The sequence below is a fragment of the uncultured Maribacter sp. genome (assembly GCF_947496775.1).
Classification (GTDB): Bacteria; Bacteroidota; Bacteroidia; order Flavobacteriales; family Flavobacteriaceae; genus Maribacter_B.
In genome coordinates this window covers 101,846-119,879 of the sequence record NZ_CANMDU010000009.1, presented here as the reverse complement: position 1 = coordinate 119,879, position 18,034 = coordinate 101,846, and the positions used below count along the sequence as shown (strand labels likewise).

General features: G+C 32.3%; 20 protein-coding genes. 7 read left to right on the top strand and 13 right to left on the bottom strand.

All coding sequences use genetic code 11. From position 1 onward, the window contains the following. Window positions 1-2: 2 nt before the first annotated feature. Both rsmH and Q0856_RS14365 read right to left on the bottom strand, forming a co-directional pair. Window positions 3-899, bottom strand: coding sequence for a 16S rRNA (cytosine(1402)-N(4))-methyltransferase RsmH (rsmH, locus tag Q0856_RS14370; protein WP_298506139.1), 897 nt, complete (start codon window positions 897-899; stop codon window positions 3-5). Further along, complete coding sequence (locus Q0856_RS14365) at window positions 886-1,359, bottom strand: division/cell wall cluster transcriptional repressor MraZ (RefSeq protein ID WP_298479249.1); 474 nt, start codon at window positions 1,357-1,359, stop codon at window positions 886-888. The genes rsmH and Q0856_RS14365 overlap by 14 nt, the downstream gene beginning before the upstream one ends. Before the next feature lie 261 nt (window positions 1,360-1,620). Between Q0856_RS14365 and Q0856_RS14360 the strand changes: the two genes are divergently transcribed. After that, window positions 1,621-2,385 (top strand): alpha/beta hydrolase, encoded by a 765-nt coding sequence (locus Q0856_RS14360; protein WP_298506137.1) that lies wholly within the window; start codon window positions 1,621-1,623, stop codon window positions 2,383-2,385. Window positions 2,386-2,395: 10 nt separating this feature from the next. Next, a complete protein-coding gene (gene yihA, locus Q0856_RS14355) occupies window positions 2,396-3,022 on the top strand; it encodes a ribosome biogenesis GTP-binding protein YihA/YsxC (RefSeq protein ID WP_298479255.1) in 627 nt (208 codons plus the stop codon). Here the strand turns inward: yihA and Q0856_RS14350 are convergent. Further along, window positions 3,014-3,379, bottom strand: a complete 366-nt coding sequence (locus Q0856_RS14350; RefSeq protein ID WP_298506135.1) for a GTPase — start codon at window positions 3,377-3,379, stop codon at window positions 3,014-3,016. The genes yihA and Q0856_RS14350 overlap by 9 nt on opposite strands. Before the next feature lie 193 nt (window positions 3,380-3,572). Between Q0856_RS14350 and Q0856_RS14345 the strand changes: the two genes are divergently transcribed. Then, window positions 3,573-4,352, top strand: a complete 780-nt coding sequence (locus Q0856_RS14345; protein WP_298479261.1) for a universal stress protein — start codon at window positions 3,573-3,575, stop codon at window positions 4,350-4,352. Window positions 4,353-4,407: 55 nt separating this feature from the next. Here the strand turns inward: Q0856_RS14345 and gldC are convergent, their stop codons facing one another. Next, on the bottom strand, window positions 4,408-4,749 hold the full coding sequence (gene gldC, locus Q0856_RS14340) for a gliding motility protein GldC (RefSeq protein ID WP_298479265.1): 342 nt from the start codon (window positions 4,747-4,749) through the stop codon (window positions 4,408-4,410). Then, window positions 4,749-5,705 (bottom strand): gliding motility lipoprotein GldB, encoded by a 957-nt coding sequence (gldB, locus tag Q0856_RS14335; protein WP_298506132.1) that lies wholly within the window; start codon window positions 5,703-5,705, stop codon window positions 4,749-4,751. The genes gldC and gldB overlap by 1 nt, the downstream gene beginning before the upstream one ends. Before the next feature lie 91 nt (window positions 5,706-5,796). Between gldB and nadE the strand changes: the two genes are divergently transcribed. Both nadE and Q0856_RS14325 read left to right on the top strand, forming a co-directional pair. Next, window positions 5,797-6,585 carry an NAD(+) synthase gene (gene nadE, locus Q0856_RS14330; RefSeq protein WP_298479271.1) on the top strand — a complete coding sequence of 263 codons (789 nt, stop codon included), beginning with the start codon at window positions 5,797-5,799 and terminating at the stop codon, window positions 6,583-6,585. Between the two features lie 173 nt (window positions 6,586-6,758). Next, window positions 6,759-7,388: a response regulator transcription factor gene (locus Q0856_RS14325; protein ID WP_298479274.1), complete on the top strand. Its 630-nt coding sequence runs from the start codon at window positions 6,759-6,761 to the stop codon at window positions 7,386-7,388. 52 nt (window positions 7,389-7,440) lie between these two features. Here Q0856_RS14325 and dnaG read toward each other — a convergent pair whose 3' ends face one another. Then, entirely contained in the window at window positions 7,441-9,420 is a 1,980-nt protein-coding gene (gene dnaG, locus Q0856_RS14320; RefSeq protein WP_298506129.1) for a DNA primase, read from the bottom strand. Window positions 9,421-9,626: 206 nt separating this feature from the next. On the opposite strand from dnaG, the gene Q0856_RS14315 reads away from it, so the two are divergent. After that, window positions 9,627-10,052: a hypothetical protein gene (locus Q0856_RS14315; RefSeq protein ID WP_298479280.1), complete on the top strand. Its 426-nt coding sequence runs from the start codon at window positions 9,627-9,629 to the stop codon at window positions 10,050-10,052. A gap of 60 nt (window positions 10,053-10,112) precedes the next feature. Continuing rightward, the gene (locus Q0856_RS14310) at window positions 10,113-10,685 is read left to right on the top strand and encodes an SIMPL domain-containing protein (RefSeq protein ID WP_298506126.1); all 573 of its coding nucleotides are present in this window, start codon (window positions 10,113-10,115) and stop codon (window positions 10,683-10,685) included. 130 nt (window positions 10,686-10,815) lie between these two features. Here the strand turns inward: Q0856_RS14310 and Q0856_RS14305 are convergent, their stop codons facing one another. The 7 genes from Q0856_RS14305 to Q0856_RS14275 all read right to left on the bottom strand — a co-directional run bounded on the left by Q0856_RS14305 (window position 10,816) and on the right by Q0856_RS14275 (window position 17,998). After that, complete coding sequence (locus Q0856_RS14305; protein ID WP_298506123.1) at window positions 10,816-11,895, bottom strand: hypothetical protein; 1,080 nt, start codon at window positions 11,893-11,895, stop codon at window positions 10,816-10,818. Window positions 11,896-11,982: 87 nt separating this feature from the next. After that, complete coding sequence (locus tag Q0856_RS14300) at window positions 11,983-12,726, bottom strand: hypothetical protein (protein ID WP_298506120.1); 744 nt, start codon at window positions 12,724-12,726, stop codon at window positions 11,983-11,985. Next, window positions 12,713-13,276 (bottom strand): RNA polymerase sigma factor, encoded by a 564-nt coding sequence (locus Q0856_RS14295; protein WP_298506117.1) that lies wholly within the window; start codon window positions 13,274-13,276, stop codon window positions 12,713-12,715. The genes Q0856_RS14300 and Q0856_RS14295 overlap by 14 nt, the downstream gene beginning before the upstream one ends. 116 nt (window positions 13,277-13,392) lie before the next feature. Continuing rightward, window positions 13,393-14,370 carry a polyprenyl synthetase family protein gene (locus Q0856_RS14290; RefSeq protein WP_298479295.1) on the bottom strand — a complete coding sequence of 326 codons (978 nt, stop codon included), beginning with the start codon at window positions 14,368-14,370 and terminating at the stop codon, window positions 13,393-13,395. A 144-nt stretch (window positions 14,371-14,514) separates the two neighbouring features. Beyond that, complete coding sequence (gene rlmN, locus Q0856_RS14285; protein ID WP_298479298.1) at window positions 14,515-15,552, bottom strand: 23S rRNA (adenine(2503)-C(2))-methyltransferase RlmN; 1,038 nt, start codon at window positions 15,550-15,552, stop codon at window positions 14,515-14,517. A 78-nt stretch (window positions 15,553-15,630) separates the two neighbouring features. Then, window positions 15,631-16,680: a tRNA preQ1(34) S-adenosylmethionine ribosyltransferase-isomerase QueA gene (gene queA / locus Q0856_RS14280; protein ID WP_298479301.1), complete on the bottom strand. Its 1,050-nt coding sequence runs from the start codon at window positions 16,678-16,680 to the stop codon at window positions 15,631-15,633. A gap of 88 nt (window positions 16,681-16,768) precedes the next feature. Then, on the bottom strand, window positions 16,769-17,998 hold the full coding sequence (locus Q0856_RS14275) for a 3-phosphoshikimate 1-carboxyvinyltransferase (RefSeq protein ID WP_298506114.1): 1,230 nt from the start codon (window positions 17,996-17,998) through the stop codon (window positions 16,769-16,771). Between the last annotated feature and the right edge of the window lie 36 nt (window positions 17,999-18,034).

The window sequence follows — 18,034 nt, the reverse complement described above, 5'->3', positions numbered from 1 at the left end:
TTTCATATTTTAGCCGCTATTCTAAGTTTAGCACTCCTTGCTCTATTATTCTCTTTAATTTCTTCTCTTGACGGAACTATTAACCCACCCACCTTTTTAAAAGGCACATCTATGTTACCGTAAAAATCTTTTTCTGGCTCTCCCTCAAATTGTCCAGCTCTTATAAATCTCTTCACCAATCTATCTTCTAAGGAATGATAACTTATTGCGCTTAACCTACCTGCTTTATGAAGCAAATCTGGTGTTTGCAATAAAAATTCCTCCAAAACCTGCACTTCTTGATTTACCTCAATTCTAATTGCCTGATATATCTGCGCTAGTATTTTATGTTCTTTATGTTTTGGCAAAAAAGACCTCAAAACCTCCTTTAACTCTTCCGTTGTTCTTATCTCACTCTCCGATCTCTTCTCTATAATTTTATTTGCCATGGCATTTGCATTTCGCAAATCGCCATATTGAAACAAAACTCTCCTCAAATCATCAAACACATACTCGTTAACTACACTATAAGCTGAAATAGTATTTTTTTTACTCATCCGCATATCCAAATCTGCATCAAAACGAGTCGAAAAACCTCTTTCCGCTTTATCAAATTGATGAGAAGAAACACCAAAATCTGCCAAAATCCCATCTACCTTCCGAACACCATAGAACTTTAAAAACTGTCTTATATACCTAAAATTCTCATTAATTAACGTAAACCTTTCATCATCTATCGCATTAGCCAAAGCATCTTCATCTTGATCAAAAGCAAACAACCTACCCTCACTACCTAATCTACTCAATATCTCACGAGAATGTCCGCCGCCACCAAAAGTTACATCTACATAGACACCATCTTCTTTTACAGCTAATCCATCAACGGAATCCTTTAGCAATACTGGATTATGATAACTCATTAGTAGATTTATCTGTGTTTCGTACTTTTCTCGCAAGACTCACCTTCTCTTCTTTCGAAGCTGAAATTCTAGCATCATAAAGGTCTTTATCCCAAATCTCAATACGTTTTCCTATAGGCGCTAACACAACGTTTTTTGTAATACCTACTGCCGTAATAACATCTTTAGGAATTAACAACCTACCATTAGCATCAATTTCCACTTGCCTTAGACTAGCTGTGTATTTTCTTATAAAATCAATATTCTCCTCTTCGTACCTACTTAATTCATTAAGCTCTCGCATTACCGTATTCCACTCGTTCATAGGATACAACTCTAAACAATCCTCATAGTAAGATCGTTTAATTACAAAACCATTATTCAATACAGGCGCAATCTGATTCCTTAGGCTCACAGGTAACATTACCCTGCCCTTAGCATCTGCTTTACAATTAAAAACCCCAAAGAAAAAAATATCCAAAGTCTTGTATTTACCTTTTACAACTCAAATATATATATTTTATTACCACTATTTACCACAAAATACCACTTTGTTAATAAATTCTAGTTATTTTTCATTCATTAGAGCTCAAAAACAAGAAAATCGATTCTTTTTAAATAAATAATTTCTTTAATTTTATACTTTACATACGCGACATTTAAGTTTTAATATGCACAAGAGCGTAATTAGCTTTTCTATATATTTGCCTATATTTGTCACTTAAGACCAGAAGCATCCTTAATGGAAGAAGAAATAATTACTGAAGGAAAATACAGGTATATAGAAAAAGGGGAAGGCACTGCAATTATCATACTACATGGTCTAATGGGCGGTTTAAGCAACTTTCAAGGAGTTACAGAATATTTTCCTGAAAAAGGATATAAAGTATTAGTTCCTGAATTGCCAATTTATGACATGCCCCTAATCAAGACCACTGTTAAGAATTTTGCAAAATACCTGGATAATTTTATAAAATTTAAAGGATTAAAAGATGTTATTCTTTTAGGGAACTCACTAGGAGGACACATTGGACTTTTGCATACCAAATTGTATCCTCAAAATGTTAAAGCTTTAGTTATTACTGGAAGCTCCGGTTTATACGAAAGCGCCATGGGTGATGGGTATCCAAAACGTGGAGATTATGAATTTATAAAGAAAAAAGCACAAGATGTTTTTTATGATCCCGCTGTAGCTACAAAAGAAATAGTTGATGAAGTATTCAGCACTGTAAACAATCGAATAAAATTGGTAAAAACTTTAGCAATAGCCAAAAGTGCTATTAGACACAATATGGCTAAAGATTTACCAAAAATGAATACTCCTGTTTGCATTATTTGGGGAGAAAATGACAATGTTACCCCGCCTAATGTAGCTAATGAGTTTCACGAACTATTACCTGATTCTGATTTATTTTGGATAGAAAAATGCGGGCACGCACCTATGATGGAACACCCAGATGAATTCAACACTATTTTAGATTCCTGGTTAGAAAAAAGAAATTTCTAAATATTTTTCAATGAAAATAAAGTCTGCAGACTTTGTAATTAGCAACACAGATGTTTCTAGGTGTCCCAAAGAACCTTTGCCAGAATACGCCTTTATCGGTAGGTCTAATGTTGGAAAATCTTCGTTAATTAATATGTTAACGGAACGAAAAAGTCTTGCAAAAACTTCCGGAAGACCAGGAAAAACACAGTTAATTAATCATTTTAAAATAAACGAAAACTGGTTTTTGGTAGATTTACCCGGATATGGCTACGCCAGAGTTTCTAAAAAAGAAAAAAATACTTTTCAAAAGTATATTACTAATTATTTTACGCAAAGAGAACAACTCGTTTGTTCTTTTGTTTTAGTAGATATAAGACATAGCCCACAAAAAATAGATATGGAATTTATGCAATGGATGGGCGAAAACGGTATTCCCTTTTGTATTATATTCACGAAGGCAGACAAGCTGAAACCAAAAGCTATAGAAAAACAAGTAAATCAGTATTTAAAAATATTATTAGAGGATATTTGGGAAGAAGCTCCCATGCATTTTGTAACCTCATCTAGCAAAAGATTAGGCAGAGACGAAGTTCTTTATTTTATAGAAAATATAAACTTTGATTACTTTAAAAACAAGAAAGAAAACTTAGTTTAAAAATTTAGCTTGTAGCACATTAATTAAATCTTGTGCTTTTTTTAAGTCATTTATTTCGCTTGCATTAACAAAAGACTCCAACTCTCCATTTACACTTTTTAATATTACCGGATAGTCGTACACATTTACTTTAGGGACTTTATATTTTTTCACAAATTCATCTTTATGCAAAAATTCCATTTTTACAGTACTCCTTTCCCTAAATTTTTTCCATATTTCATTTTCAGAAAAAGCACCATACGTAACATCACACAAACTACAAGCATAGGTATTAGGACTTACTACTTTATGAAGACTATCTAGAACACTATTATGCCATCCAGAATTCGCATTATAGACAAAAATTAATTTTTCCATATTATATAGCTTCTACAAGGCTACAATATTAATCGCCCCTATACCGTAAAACTTACACAACAAGAGACAATTTTACAACATTCTCTTTGTTTTTTGTTTGTCCAATCATAAAAAAAACGAAATATGATAAGCGTCATATTTTTCATCGAAGGCGGGTACTAGCTTTGACATTAGAAACAACAAACTTTATATCATGGACAAAATCTCAACCCTATTAGTACCTTTTGATTTTTCTCCTTTAGCTGAAAAAGCTTTGGATTATGCTGTGGATTTTATTGGGCTAAAAACCAATATGAGATTAATACTAGTACATATTTCCGAATCCAGCGAGTCCGATAGCATAAATGCAAGGTTTGAAGAAATAAAACTAAAACACTCAAAAACACTACGTTCTCCGATAGAATTAATAAACAAGAATGGATCTATAACCGATTCTGTATTAGAGGTACAAAAAAGTCGACAAATAGACTTAATCATTATGGGTACTTCCGCTCCCAGCAAGTCTTCTATTACAAAAAGTAATACTTCAGAATTAGTAAAAGCAGCAAATTGCCCCGTTTTAGTTGTTCCTAACACTATTGAAGATTTTCAATTAAAAAACATAGCTCTTGTTTTAGGAAAAGACGAAATTAACAATAAACAGGCACTAAGTACCCTTTTAGATGTTGCTCGTAAATTCAATGCTAAAGTTCATGTTTTAACTATAGAAAACGAACCAGGAATGTATGGTTATTCTTCTACAGATGAAAAAAATGAAAACTTATTAGAATACTACCTTGAGTCATTTTACCAAGACCATATGTTTATAGAAAATAAAGATGTGGTAGAAGGCATATCTAATTACGTTTCTGAAAAAGCAATAGACCTTATATCTATTCTACCAAGTAACCAAGAGAATAACACCCACTCAAAAGGCAAATTAACCGAAGCTCTTACACTACAATCCAAAGCACCACTATTAGCTATAAACTAAGTAAAATAAAAAAATAACCGCTTATAGCGGTTATTTTTTTATTAATCTAATCTAATTATTTTCCTTTCTTTAACTCTAACTTTTCTGCAAAATAATCGCAAAAGTCCTTCATTGTAGCGGTCATCTTTTCGTCTTGAGTTGCTTTCATAAACGTATCGGACATAGCCACAAGAGTTTGGTGAAAAAATACCTTCATCTCATCCACAGGCATATCTTTTGTCCATAAATCAATTTTTAAAGACTCTTGATTTTTATTATCCCAAACAGAGAGTAACATTGCCTTAATTTCTTCGTTCTCCACCCCTCCATCTTCAGCTGACCATTGTAACTTTTCTGGTACACGATTCTCATCTAACCCAACTTTAAGAGTTATTTCTGATGTATGTAATTTTGACATTATTTTTTTGGTTTATAGTTAGACTTCTTAAAAATTTCTTCAGCCGAAACAGTCATTAATTGCACTAAGGATAACTTAGTATTTTGCATAAAAGAATTAACTATTTGCCAACCTATATATCTTCCTAATCTTCCTGGAGATTCTGCATCTAATTCTAATCCAAACTTAGAAAAGGGTGCCGGCTCCAAGAATCTTTTTGCTAAAGTATTATCTGTACTATACAAATACTCTTGCTCAATAAAATTTCTCCAAATTGGTTCTTCATTAGCTATTGCCCAATTAAATTCATCTTCAGTATAGCCTATTTTAATAGCATCTGCAGCATTCGGCAATAATTTATCTTTTAAATACAGTTCTTTTCCATAATAAATTACTTGTGCCAAAAAAGTTCGGTCTCGTGGCCCTGGCACTGCTTTATTAGCAAATGTACTAGCAACATCACTAACTAAATAATTTCTATCCATCCCCTGAGAAATGTATTTTTGAATACCTCCGTAAAATTTGTGTTCGGCTCCTAAGTAATTATCCAAACCAATTAACAATAAACTATCTGCTAAAATAATTCGGTTGTTATAATCCACATCATTAGTAACTGTTACGACATGAGGAATTTTATACTTAGGAAAATAATATTTTACATGTTTGTAAAATTCTTCTAATTGTATTTTTTCTTTTTCAAAATTTTGAAATTGCTCCCCTACCTCATGCATTAATTCAATTTGCAAAGTATCTTGCATTTTTTTTACCCAGACACTATCAGGCGCAGGGAACAAATAAGGATATTCCTTTCTTAATTTAGGCAAATCATCAGGGCTTGCTGATGCAAACTCTCTATCAAATCTAGAAATAGTTACTTCTACATTTATTTTTTCAATTTCTTTTTCTGTCATATTCTCTTCTTTACAGCCAAAAAATAGAGAGATTATAGATAAAATGATAAAAATAGGTTTACGCATATAAAGTTATTTACGATACATTTTATTATTAAAAAACTTGGTCTTATTTTAGAGGCAAAGTTACTAGTTTTAAATCAATAATAATATTTCTATGCAAACAGAAAAAGTAATAGACCACATAGTAAACTGGCTTAAAGACTATGCCACTAAAGCCAACATAAAAGGTTTCGTAATAGGAATATCTGGAGGAATAGATTCTGCTGTAACTTCTACATTATGCGCTAAAACTGGTTTGGACCTTTTATGCTTAGAAATGCCAATTCATCAAGAACAAAATCAGGAAGATAGAGCTTCTAAGCACATTCAATGGTTACAAGATAATTTTAAAAACGTAAACCGTCAACCTGTTAACCTAACCCCTGTTTTTGACAGTCTCTTAAACTCATTACCTGCTGTAGATGATGAAGAAGGACGCTTTATGGCTTTAGCCAATACCAGAGCCAGGTTACGTATGACTACTTTGTATTATTTTGCTGCTCTTCACGGGTATTTGGTTGCTGGCACAGGAAATAAAGTAGAAGATTTTGGTGTAGGCTTTTACACAAAATATGGAGATGGCGGTGTAGATTTAAGCCCTATCGCCGATTTGCTAAAAACTGAAGTATATGCTATTGGCAAAGTTTTAGAGATAAATAATGATATACTAATAGCGGCGCCAACCGATGGACTTTGGGGAGATGACCGCACAGATGAAGATCAAATAGGAGCTTCGTATCCAGAATTAGAATGGGCTATGCAAATGAGTGATGAAGGCAAAGAAGCAAATGATTTTTCTGGAAGAAAAAAAGAGGTGTTTTCTATTTACAAAAGGTTAAATACTGTTAATCAGCATAAAATGGTTCCAATACCTGTTTGCGTAATCCCTGAAATGTTAAAATAGACCACTCAACTGAAAATAATGTTGATAAAACGAATATTCTTACAAAAATTACGTTAGTAAATAAAAATAATCGCATATTGTCTTCATAATTAAATTTTTATACCTTACATTGCATGTCAGTCTTTATAGTCTATTTGTGATTACAAGGGATATAAATTTAGAAAAAAAAAGAAATGATTAAAGTACTTATCGCGGACAACCACCCCATTATCCGCATGGGCGTTAAAAGTGTATTGGATTCTACTTCAGATTTTGAAGTTATTGCCGATGCATCTACTACAGCTGAACTTTTTCAAAGATTAGAAGAAGTAAAGCCAGATGTAATTATGTTAGAAATGGATATACCAGAAATAAATGGTATAGCAACTCTAAGAAAAATAAAGAAGGAATATCCTGAAATTAAGGTCTTAATGTATAGTGGACAATCAGAAGATGTTTATGCATTAAGTTCAATAAGAGCTGGAGCGTTTGGCTATTTATCTAAATCATCTGATGTAGATTATATCGTAACTGCAGTGCGTAAAGTAAGTGAAGGTAGTATGTTTATTACTAATGAACTTGCACAACGTTTAGCTTTTGACGAAGGAACTCAAAAACCAAGAAGATTCTTTAGAAAATTATCTACTAGAGAGATAGAAGTTCTTAAACTTTTAGCTAGTGGAAAAAGAAATAAAGATGTTGCTATTGGTTTAAATCTTAATGAAAAAACGGTTAGTACCTATAAAGCTCGTTTAATGAAAAAATTAAATGTAGATAATATGGTAGACTTATTACAACAAGCAAAAGCACTTGAATTGTACTAAACAACAAAACCAAAAATAAAAAAAGCCTAACGTGTTACGTTAGGCTTTTTTTTTATGCTAAAACTCTGTTGAGTTTAGTGTTTAATAGTTTATTTAAATGAATATAATTCATAATTTCTTCTAAAGTCTCCTTATTATCCTCGGAACTATCCATAGTTTTATTTTGTAAAGCCTCCATTCTTTTCTTTATTAAATAACACCGAAGAGTTAAAATGGTTTCGCTTACTAATTGCGCTATAACACTGTTTTTATCTTTTGGAAAAATATCTTTACTTTCCCAATTATGTAAAACATATTTCTCTTCTTCCATTAAAATTGATGATATTTCTGAAATAGTCTCTTGCTCTAAATTCGCCAAGAAAGAATTTATTGCAAAATCTTCTTTTTCATTAAGCTCTTCTATCAACTTATAATAAATAGCTCTAAACTTTTCATTTGCTAGCTCAATTTCATCATCCTGGAGATCTAAATAAATTTTTTCATATACTTTAACCTCTGAAGACTCTGGCTCTAAAACCAAATCACCATCTTCATTTTCTTTAAGTACTAAATCTTCAAAAGTATGTACATCTTTCCCATATAATAATAGCTGCTCAATTATTTTTCGCTCTAGCTCATATTGAACATCTACCTTAACCTGAACTTCTTCGTTTTTAACAACTTTAAACGCTTTTTGCTCTTGTTTTTGCTGTTTTGCAGCCTCTTTTTGTCCTTTATTCCCTATTTGAGCAAGGGTATTAAAGAGAACAGCTTCAGATATATTCATAATCTGAGCACATTCTTGTATATATATTTCCTTCTGAATTCGGTCCGGTATCTTAGAAATACTCTGCACAATATCCCTAACTGTATCTGCTCTCTTAATCGGATCATTCGCAGCCTCTTTCATCAGCAAAGAGGCTTTAAACTGGATAAAATCCTTTCCGTTTTCTTGTAGGTACGCTACTACAGCATCATATTCATTATTTTTCGCAAAACTATCTGGGTCTTCATCTTCCGGAAATGTACACACCTTTACATTCATTCCCTGCTCCAAAATTAAATCTATACCTCTTAGAGAGGCTCGTAACCCTGCTGCATCACCATCAAATAAAACAGTAATATTTTTAGTTAATCTATTAATTAACCTAATCTGTTCTGGAGTAAGTGCCGTTCCACTGGAAGCAACTACGTTATGAATTCCACGCTGATGAAACTGTATAACATCGGTATAGCCCTCTACCAAATAACAATTATCCTCTTTTGCAATAGCTTGCTTAGCATGGTAAATACCGTAAAGCACTTTACTTTTATGGTAAATATCGCTCTCTGGAGAATTTAAATATTTGGCAGCTTTTTTATCATTAGTAAGTATTCTACCTCCAAAACCCAAAACACGACCACTCATAGAGTGAATAGGAAACATTACTCTCCCTTTAAATCTATCGAATTTTTTAGAATTTTGTGGGTTAGACGTATCTTCCTTTACTATCGTTAATCCTGTTTTTTCTAAATAATTAAGCTTGTATCCTTTATCCAAAGCCGCAAGTGTAAAACCATCCCATTTATCTAAACAATAGCCAAGCTTAAATTTTTTTATAGTTTCATCAGTAAAACCTCTTTCTTTAAAATAAGATAGACCTATTGCCTTGCCAAGTTCGCTTTCCCAAACCATTTCAACAAAATGTTTTTGCGCAAATTCGGACACTAAATACATACTCTCGCGTTCATTAGCTTCTTCCTTTTGCTCGTCCGTACGCTCGGTCTCCTCTATCTCTATATTATACTTTTTAGCCAAATATTTTATGGCTTCTGGATAAGTAAAATGCTCATGCTCCATTAAAAAAGCAACCACATTACCTCCCTTTCCACTACTAAAATCTTTCCATATTTGCTTTACAGGGGACACCATAAAACTCGGAGATTTTTCATCACTAAAAGGACTTAGTCCTTTAAAGTTACTACCTGCTTTCTTTAATTGTACAAAATCGCCAATAACTTCCTCTAAGCGGGAAGTTTCGTAGACTTTGTCTATGGTAGTTTTAGAAATCAATCTTTTAAAGGGTATTTATAATAATGCAATATATACAATGTATGGAATACATACAATGTATATGATACAATAGAAACAGTAAACTACAGAAGCTATCCCCTTTTTCAGGGAGTATTTTTTCATTGTTCCAAGGGTAAAAAAGAAATACAAACCGATGCACCTTTGCAGTATACAAATATTTAAATAACCTTAAAAATTAAAAAATTATGATCTGGGGAATTACACTTATTTTATTAAGCATTATTGCAGTACCATCTTTAATTCTTGCAAAAAAACCAAATGCTAAAGAATTATTAGAAAAAGTAGAACCGTACCAAGGATGGATAGGACTTGTCTTTTGCTTTTGGGGAGTATGGGGAATTATCACCGCTTTACTAAATCTAGGATGGCTTACAAGTGCCCCTATATGGTGGATTACCTTACTAGCCGGAAATATAGTTTCTGCTGCATTAGGGTTTATGCTAGGGTCTGGATTAATTAACAAATTATTCTTAGGAAAAAATGAAGCCGCCAAAGTAAAAGCAGAAGAACTAAGAGCAAAAATTGCTCCTAAACAAGGTAAATTAGGAATTTTAGGACTTATCGTTGGCGCATGGATGATTGCAGCTTCCTTTCTTTTTTCTGTAATATAAAGCATAATAACATTCTAAAGATATATCATGAAAAAATTAGTCTTTTTTATACTCCTTCTTATGACAACGCTAAAGGGATTCTCACAACAGAATAAAAACAGTATAAACGTAACTGGGGTGCATACTATTAAAACTAACCCAACGTATACCGCGAGTATGATAGTTAGTTTAAATAATGTTTATTACGACTCACAAACCATGTCTTTAGATGAGATAAAATCTAACTACATAAATAAACTTGCTAAAGAAGGGATACCTAACTCTTCTTTAAAAGAAAACCAATTACAGTATGATTTAATGGGCTATGAAAAAAATGGTGTCTTTCTAGAGTTTAAAAGTAATTCTGTAGCAGAAATGCAAAAATTCTTAAAAGTACGCTCTATGGGAGTTAGCAAATTAGAATACAAGTACGAAATAAAATTCACAGAAAAACAAATCGCAGATTATGCAAAAGGTGCTTTTGATAATGCCAAGAAAAAGGCAGAAGCAATTGCAAAAAAACTAGGGAAGCAAGTTGGACCTATAATTTCTTTCACGGACAATAATGTTAATAAAATAAGTCAATCCTGGTATTACGGTAACCCAACGGACTCCATGGATTACAACATAAGTGTTTCTTTTGAACTTTTATAACACTTTAACTTTGGTTGGTTAATTGTAAGAACGTCTTGTAAGCCCTTATTAATATGTCCATGTTTATAAGGAAAAAACAAGACGTTTCTTTTTTAAAAATAAATCCCAGCAAATATGCCGGGATTTATTTCTATAAATCGAATCGTAGACCTAAGGATATATTATTTTGCTTTATTCCTGCATCTTTAAAAATGGGGTTCAAATCATACTTCACATATAACAAAGCTCCATCGAAACCTGCATAAGCACTTACCCCGTATACAAAACTATTTGTATTATAACTTCTTTTAAGTTTCTCTTTTATACTCTCACCATTGCGCGTATATTTTAATTTTTGACGAGTTGACAAGTTAAAACCACCATAAGCCCCTAACCCTAACCTAAACTTATTATGAATAGAATAACGAATTTTCTTTTCTGACTTATCAAATTTTGACGGTCCAAATTCTAAATGCACGGGAAAAACTAAGTTATCCATCCTAAGTTTTGATTTATCTAAATTCACATCAAATTCTTCTAAAACAGTTTGGTTATTAGAGTCTAAAACAAAATATTGATTGTTTTTAGGTTTTAATCCATTAAACTGAAAAGAAACCCCATAATTTAAACGCATAAAATTAGAATTCTTAAATACTCGTGTTCTCCATTGCCATCCAAGTTCAAAAAAACGACTTCTTCCTACTTTATATGGAGTATCCTGAATAGATTTACCTTCTTCAATAACATTATTTAACCCTACAGCAATTACAAAATCGGAATAGGTTCTACGGTCGTATTTTAACTCTTGTTTTTTTCTTTGTCTTTTCTCCCATTGCAATGTAGACCCATCTCCCCGAGTTAAATCAATACTTATCCCGACTGCTTTATTTGCAGAGCTATCCGCAGCTTTTAAAACCAAAACCTCACCATAATTACGTTCTATCAAAGAAATTTTATTCGTAATAATAGCCACTCTTTCTTCTATATTTAAAGCCCTTCTTTTTGCCGCTTTTTCTTTTAACTCTTTAGCTTCTTCATAGGATATTTCATTTGTACTTAAACGTTGATTTATAAATTCTACTTGTTCTTTAAGAGCTTCCTTTTCTTGTTCTACAATAAGAGCTTTTTTTTGCTGCAAGTCCTTAACTTTATCTTCATAATGTTCTTGTGATAGTAGTGTTCCACTAAAAAACAAGGCCAAACCTAAAATGCGAAAAGTAATAGTTGTCATAAAATTTTGATTTAGTATCCCTTGCCTTTCCTGCCGTACCTTGGCAGGAAAAAAACAAAGAATTATGATTATTGATTGATGAATATTTTAATTATTACGGTCGGCAATCGCAGTCTTTGCTTTTAAAAATCTACTTTTTAAAGATTTTAAAATTTGATCCCTAAAAGAAATATCTAACTCCCCTTCTACCTCATTAAGTAAAGCTAAGGCATCTACTTTACTGTTATCCACAAATAATTTATTCGTCAAAATTTCTAACTGCGCATCTCTTAACAAAGAGTCTATTTCGGCATCGGTAACCTCATAATCTATTGCCTTTAAAAGTTGTGTTTTTTCTATAATTGCAGCAACTTTAGTTTCTAGCACAGAGTCTGGTACAATAAAAGAATCTTTAATTTTCTCTAACAAAGGATCATTATGCACAATTTGTTCTTTTGGCTCGTTTGCAGGACTAGCCATAATAGAAGAGCTTGTTTTTTGCTTTGATTTTTTTTCAATGATTTCTTTAGGCACATTAACCACTTCTATAGGTTTTTCTTCATTTAAAAGCTTATAAGAGTCTAAATTTTTCTCGTCGATTTGCTTGTCTTCTTGCTCTACTAAAACACCATTCGGCGCGCCTAAATTTTCTTTACTGATAGTAAAAAACAAGGAAAAAGAAATTAATACTAAAACACTTGCCGCAATAGCATACCAATAAAACTTTTTATTCTTAGGTTTTTTATTTGCATCTAGTTCTTTAGAAATAGTATCCCATGTCGAATTTGATGGAGATATCTCTCTTTCTTTAAGAACCTTCTGCATATGTTTTTCTATCTTATTTGGCTCCATACCCTATAATATTTTGTTCTCTTAATTTTTTTTGCAATAATAGTCTTGCTTTAAATAGTTGCGATTTTGAGGTACTCTCCGATATTTCTAACATTTCCGCTATTTCTTTATGTTTATACCCCTCTATAGCAAATAAAACAAATACCATTTTATATCCTTGTGGTAAATCATCTATTATGTTTTGAATATACTCGACCTCTAAAACGGTGTCATTTCCATAATCCACAATAGTATTTTTTTCTATAATCTCATCATCATAAACTACAAACTGTTTTTTTCGAAGATAGCTTATACTTTCTCGAATCATAATCTTCCGAATCCACCCCTCAAAATTTCCTTGGTGTTTAAAACTATCTAGTTTAGAAAAAACTTTTAAAAACCCAGCTACCATAACATCTTCCGCAAACTGCATATCTTTAATATACTGTCTACACACTCCTAACATTTTAGGAGCATAAGTATCATAAATAAAGCGTTGTGCTTCTCTATTTCCAGAGACTGCTTTTTTTATGAGTTGGGTTTCGTTTTTATAAAATGAAATAATTTTCAAAGTCTTTTAGAATTGTCTTCTATAAAGATAGACGAGTTATACTTTGAAATAGTTGCCTGAAGATTAAAATTATTTTTATATTTTGAAATAATAGACTATAAACCAGAGAGATATCTTTATTTTTTTCTATCTACAACATAATTAACCATTAGCTGTAGTGCACTTTTATAGTCAGAATCTGGGTAATTTTCTAACATTTGTAAAGCTTCTTCCTTAAAGGCTAACATTTTAGAGACCGCATACTCTAGCCCCCCTTTTTCTTTAACAAAGGCTATTACCTCTTTTACTCTCTTCTTATCTTTATTGTGATTTTTTACAGAGTTAATCACCCATTTCTTTTCCGTTTTAGAACAATTATTTAATGCATAAATTAATGGTAATGTCATTTTTTGTTCTTTAATATCAATTCCTGTGGGTTTCCCTATTGCTGTACTACCATAATCAAAAAGGTCGTCTTTTATTTGAAATGCCATACCACACAACTCTCCAAATTTTCTATATATTTCCACGTGTTCTGTCTCCGGTTGTACGGAACATGCTCCAAGACTACAACAAGCTGCTATTAGAGTTGCCGTTTTTTTACGAATAATGTCATAGTAAACTTCCTCTGTAATATCTAAACGTCTGGCTTTTTCTATTTGCAATAGTTCCCCTTCGCTCATTTCACGAACAGCAACAGATATAATTTTAAGTAAATCAAAATCATCATTATCTATTGACAACAACAACCCTTTAGATAGTAAATAGTCCCCAACTAAAACCGCTATCTTATTTTTCCACAGTGCATTTATAGAAAAGAAACCTCTTCGTTTATCACTTTCATCTACAACATCATCATGAACTAAAGTTGCTGTATGTATAAGTTCTATTACTGAAGCTCCGCGATAGGTACGTTCATTAACTTCTCCTCCATTTAACAATTTGGCAGTTAAAAAAACAAACATTGGGCGCATTTGCTTACCCTTACGGTTTACTATATAATATGTTATTCTGTTTAGCAAAGCAACCTTAGAGGTCATAGAGTCCCGAAACTTTTTTTCAAAAAGTTCCATTTCTTTATTTATAGGCTCTTTAATTTGTGCTACTATTTTCAAAAAAACATCTTTATTACTTATACATCAAAATTATGAAAAATAACTAGGCTATTAACGTTATAATATGCATTATAACTAAGGAACATGTTCTATTTTACTTTTTTACTACAACGTTCCCAGAATACACAGTTTTACACGAATAAGTTAAGATTTATTAGCTAACTGACCACAAGCCGCATCAATATCTTTTCCCCTAGACCTACGTACGGTTACCACAATACCATTTTTCTCTAAAACTGACACATACATTTCTACTGCTTTACTCGTTGCCTGTTGAAAAATACCATCGTCAATAGGATTGTATTCTATTAGATTAACTTTAGAAGGAGCAAATTTACAAAAGGCTACCAAGGCGTCTACATCTTTTTTAGTATCATTAATACCATCCCACACCACATATTCGTATGTGATTCTACTTTTTGTTTTGGCATACCAATACTGCAAAGATTCTCTTAAATCTGCTAGGGTAAAAGTAGCGTTAAAAGGCATTATGGAAGTTCTAATATCATCAATAGCAGAATGTAGAGATACGGCTAGTTTAAATTTAACTTCTTCATCTGCCATTTTGCGTATCATCTTTGGAACCCCAGATGTAGAAACGGTAATTCTTTTAGGAGACATACCTAAACCTTCGGGAGCTGTAATTTTATCAATCGCCTTTAAAACATTATTATAATTCATTAAAGGCTCCCCCATACCCATGAACACAATATTACTCAAGGGTTTATCAAAATACAATCGACTTTCATTGTCAATAGCTACTACTTGATCATAAATCTCATCTGGATTTAAATTACGCATGCGCTTTAATCTGGCTGTTGCACAAAATTTACAATCCAAACTACATCCTACCTGACTAGAAACACAAGCGGTAGTTCTAGTTTTTGTAGGAATTAATACCGACTCTACTATTAAATCATCATGTAAACGCACTGCATTTTTTATAGTACCATCGCTACTGCGCTGCATTTGGTCTACCTTAATATGGTTAATGACAAAACTTGCCTCTAACTTATCTCTGGTTTCCTTGGAAATATTAGTCATAACATCAAAAGAATGTGCAGCTTTTTGCCAAAGCCACTCATAGACTTGATTGCCTCTAAATGCTTTATCCCCGTTTTTTACGAAGAATTCTCTTAACTGCTCCTTTGTTAATGCTCGTATATCTTTTTTTTTCTCCAAGTTTAATAAGATAAAAAATCCTGTTAACCTAAGCTATATTGCAACGGATAACAGGATTTTAGTATTATTTAGAAGTTCTTATAATATTAACATTGCATCACCATAAGAATAAAACTTATAGCTTTCTAAGATTGCTTCTTTATATGCTTTTTTCATTAAATCATGTCCTGCAAAAGCAGAAACCATCATCATTAAAGTTGATTTTGGTAAATGAAAATTGGTTACCATACAATTAGCTATACTAAAATCGTATGGAGGAAAAATAAATTTATTAGTCCAACCTTCATAGGTATTTAAAGTTCTATTAGAAGATACTGCGCTTTCTAAACCACGCATTGCAGTTGTCCCTACAGCACAAATTCTTTTTTTCTTAGACTGTGCTGAATTTACAATCTCCGTAGCTTTTTCATCAATAATTAACTCTTCGCTATCCATTTTATGTTTAGATAAATCTTCTACCTCAACAGGGTTAAATGTACCTAAACCAACATGTAAAGTAAGTTCAGCAAAATCTACTCCTTTTATTTCTAAACGTTTTAATAAGTGTTTAGAAAAATGTAGACCTGCAGTTGGTGCAGCTACAGCACCTTCGTGCTTTGCATAAATGGTTTGGTATCTTTCCTCATCATCTTCTTGCACTTCTCTTTTTATATACTTAGGCAAAGGGGTTTCTCCTAATTCTCTTAATTTTCTTCTGAAATCTATATAAGAACCATCATATAAAAAACGTAATGTTCTTCCTCTTGATGTAGTATTGTCGATAACTTCTGCTACTAAGGTATCATCATCACCGAAATATAATTTATTACCAATACGTATTTTACGTGCTGGATCCACTAAAACATCCCAAAGGCGTTGCTCTTCATTAAGTTCTCGTAATAAAAACACTTCAATTCTTGCTCCTGTTTTTTCTTTGTTGCCATATAATCTAGCAGGAAAAACTTTGGTATTATTAAGAACCATTACATCACCCTCATCAAAATAATTAATAAGGTCTTTGAACATTTTGTGTTCAATTTTACCTGTTTCTCTATGAACTACCATTAGTTTAGATTCATCTCTATGCTCCGCAGGATATTCTGCTAGTAAATCTTCTGGTAATTCAAAATTGAAGTTTGATAATTTCATTTATACAATTTTTATTAGCGTTTTTTGCGGTGGCAAATATACAACTCCGAAGGAGGGGTTGTCAAGTAAATCGGCAATTAAATAGAAATTAAGCTTGTTTAACTACTATCCCAAGGTTTTTAAAATCAGTCCAATAATCCGGATACGACTTAGAAACCACTTCTGCATCGTTTACAAATAATGCAGTTTTTAAAGCTAAAGGACCAAAAGCCATTGCCATTCTATGATCATTATACGTGTCAATAGCAACGTTGGTTTTTATTTCTGGCGTTGACTCTAATGTTAAGGTTTTATCTGTTACTTTAATATCTGCTCCCAACTTAGACAGTTCAGCATATAATGCTTCTAAACGATCCGTTTCCTTAATTTTTAGTGTATGCAAACCTGTTAAATAACAACTCACACCCAATCCAAAACAAGTAACAGCTATTGTCTGCGCTATATCTGGAGCATTAGATAAATCTATAGTAACTTTAGGTAAGGTATTAGCGGTTTTCTTTTTTAATATAATTTGGTGGTCTTGAAATACCGTTTCTACACCAAAATCTTTATATATTTCTGCTAAAACACTATCTCCCTGTAAACTATCTTTCTTATAGGCCGATAATGTAATTTCGGAACCTACATCGCTTAAAGCAACTAAACTATAGAAATACGATGCGGAACTCCAATCAGACTCCACAACTAACTCCGTTGGCTTTACCTCTTTTTTAGGAGCTACAGTAATGGTATTCCCTTTAAATGCGCTTTCTACTCCAATCTCTTTTAAAAGAGCCAAAGTCATTTTTATATAAGGAACAGATGTTATTTTCCCTACTAACTCCACCTCTATTCCATTTTCCAAACTCGGTGCAGTTAATAGTAAGGAAGATATATATTGACTACTAATATTAGCAGGCAAACTTACTTTACTTTTAGTCAGTTTTTTACCTTTAATAAGTAAGGGGGGATATCCTTCATTTTCTACATATGTAATATCCGCTCCCAAATCTTGCAAGGCTTCTACTAGAACCTTTATCGGACGCTCTGTCATTCGTTGTGAACCGGTTAAAGTAACCTCTTTCCCTTCTTGACTAGCGAAATAACTAGTTAAAAAACGCATAGCCGTACCCGCATGATGAATATCAACAATACCTGAAGATATTTGCAATCCCTTTTCCATTACAACGGCATCATCCGAATTAGATACATTGCTTATAGAAATATTAGAATACAATGCTTTTAATAATAAAGAACGATTAGATTCACTTTTAGAACCTGTTATTTTTACTGTAGCATTAATTAAATTGTTGGATGGACTAGAGATGTGTAATTTCAAAACTATAGTGGATTAAAAACGAACGTCAAATATAAC

Excerpts from the sequence above, each read along its gene's own strand:
- Q0856_RS14325 (WP_298479274.1), top strand. The coding sequence starts at position 6,759 with ATGATTAAAGTACTTATCGCGGACAACCACCCCATTATCCGCATGGGC.
- nadE (WP_298479271.1), top strand. The coding sequence starts at position 5,797 with ATGCAAACAGAAAAAGTAATAGACCACATAGTAAACTGGCTTAAAGAC.
- gldC (WP_298479265.1), bottom strand. The coding sequence starts at position 4,749 with ATGTCAAAATTACATACATCAGAAATAACTCTTAAAGTTGGGTTAGAT.
- queA (WP_298479301.1), bottom strand. The coding sequence starts at position 16,680 with ATGAAATTATCAAACTTCAATTTTGAATTACCAGAAGATTTACTAGCA.
- gldB (WP_298506132.1), bottom strand. The coding sequence starts at position 5,705 with ATGCGTAAACCTATTTTTATCATTTTATCTATAATCTCTCTATTTTTT.
- rsmH (WP_298506139.1), bottom strand. The coding sequence starts at position 899 with ATGAGTTATCATAATCCAGTATTGCTAAAGGATTCCGTTGATGGATTA.
- Q0856_RS14305 (WP_298506123.1), bottom strand. The coding sequence starts at position 11,895 with ATGACAACTATTACTTTTCGCATTTTAGGTTTGGCCTTGTTTTTTAGT.
- Q0856_RS14300 (WP_298506120.1), bottom strand. The coding sequence starts at position 12,726 with ATGGAGCCAAATAAGATAGAAAAACATATGCAGAAGGTTCTTAAAGAA.
- Q0856_RS14310 (WP_298506126.1), top strand. The coding sequence starts at position 10,113 with ATGACAACGCTAAAGGGATTCTCACAACAGAATAAAAACAGTATAAAC.
- Q0856_RS14315 (WP_298479280.1), top strand. The coding sequence starts at position 9,627 with ATGATCTGGGGAATTACACTTATTTTATTAAGCATTATTGCAGTACCA.
- Q0856_RS14345 (WP_298479261.1), top strand. The coding sequence starts at position 3,573 with ATGGACAAAATCTCAACCCTATTAGTACCTTTTGATTTTTCTCCTTTA.
- Q0856_RS14360 (WP_298506137.1), top strand. The coding sequence starts at position 1,621 with ATGGAAGAAGAAATAATTACTGAAGGAAAATACAGGTATATAGAAAAA.
- Q0856_RS14350 (WP_298506135.1), bottom strand. The coding sequence starts at position 3,379 with ATGGAAAAATTAATTTTTGTCTATAATGCGAATTCTGGATGGCATAAT.
- yihA (WP_298479255.1), top strand. The coding sequence starts at position 2,396 with ATGAAAATAAAGTCTGCAGACTTTGTAATTAGCAACACAGATGTTTCT.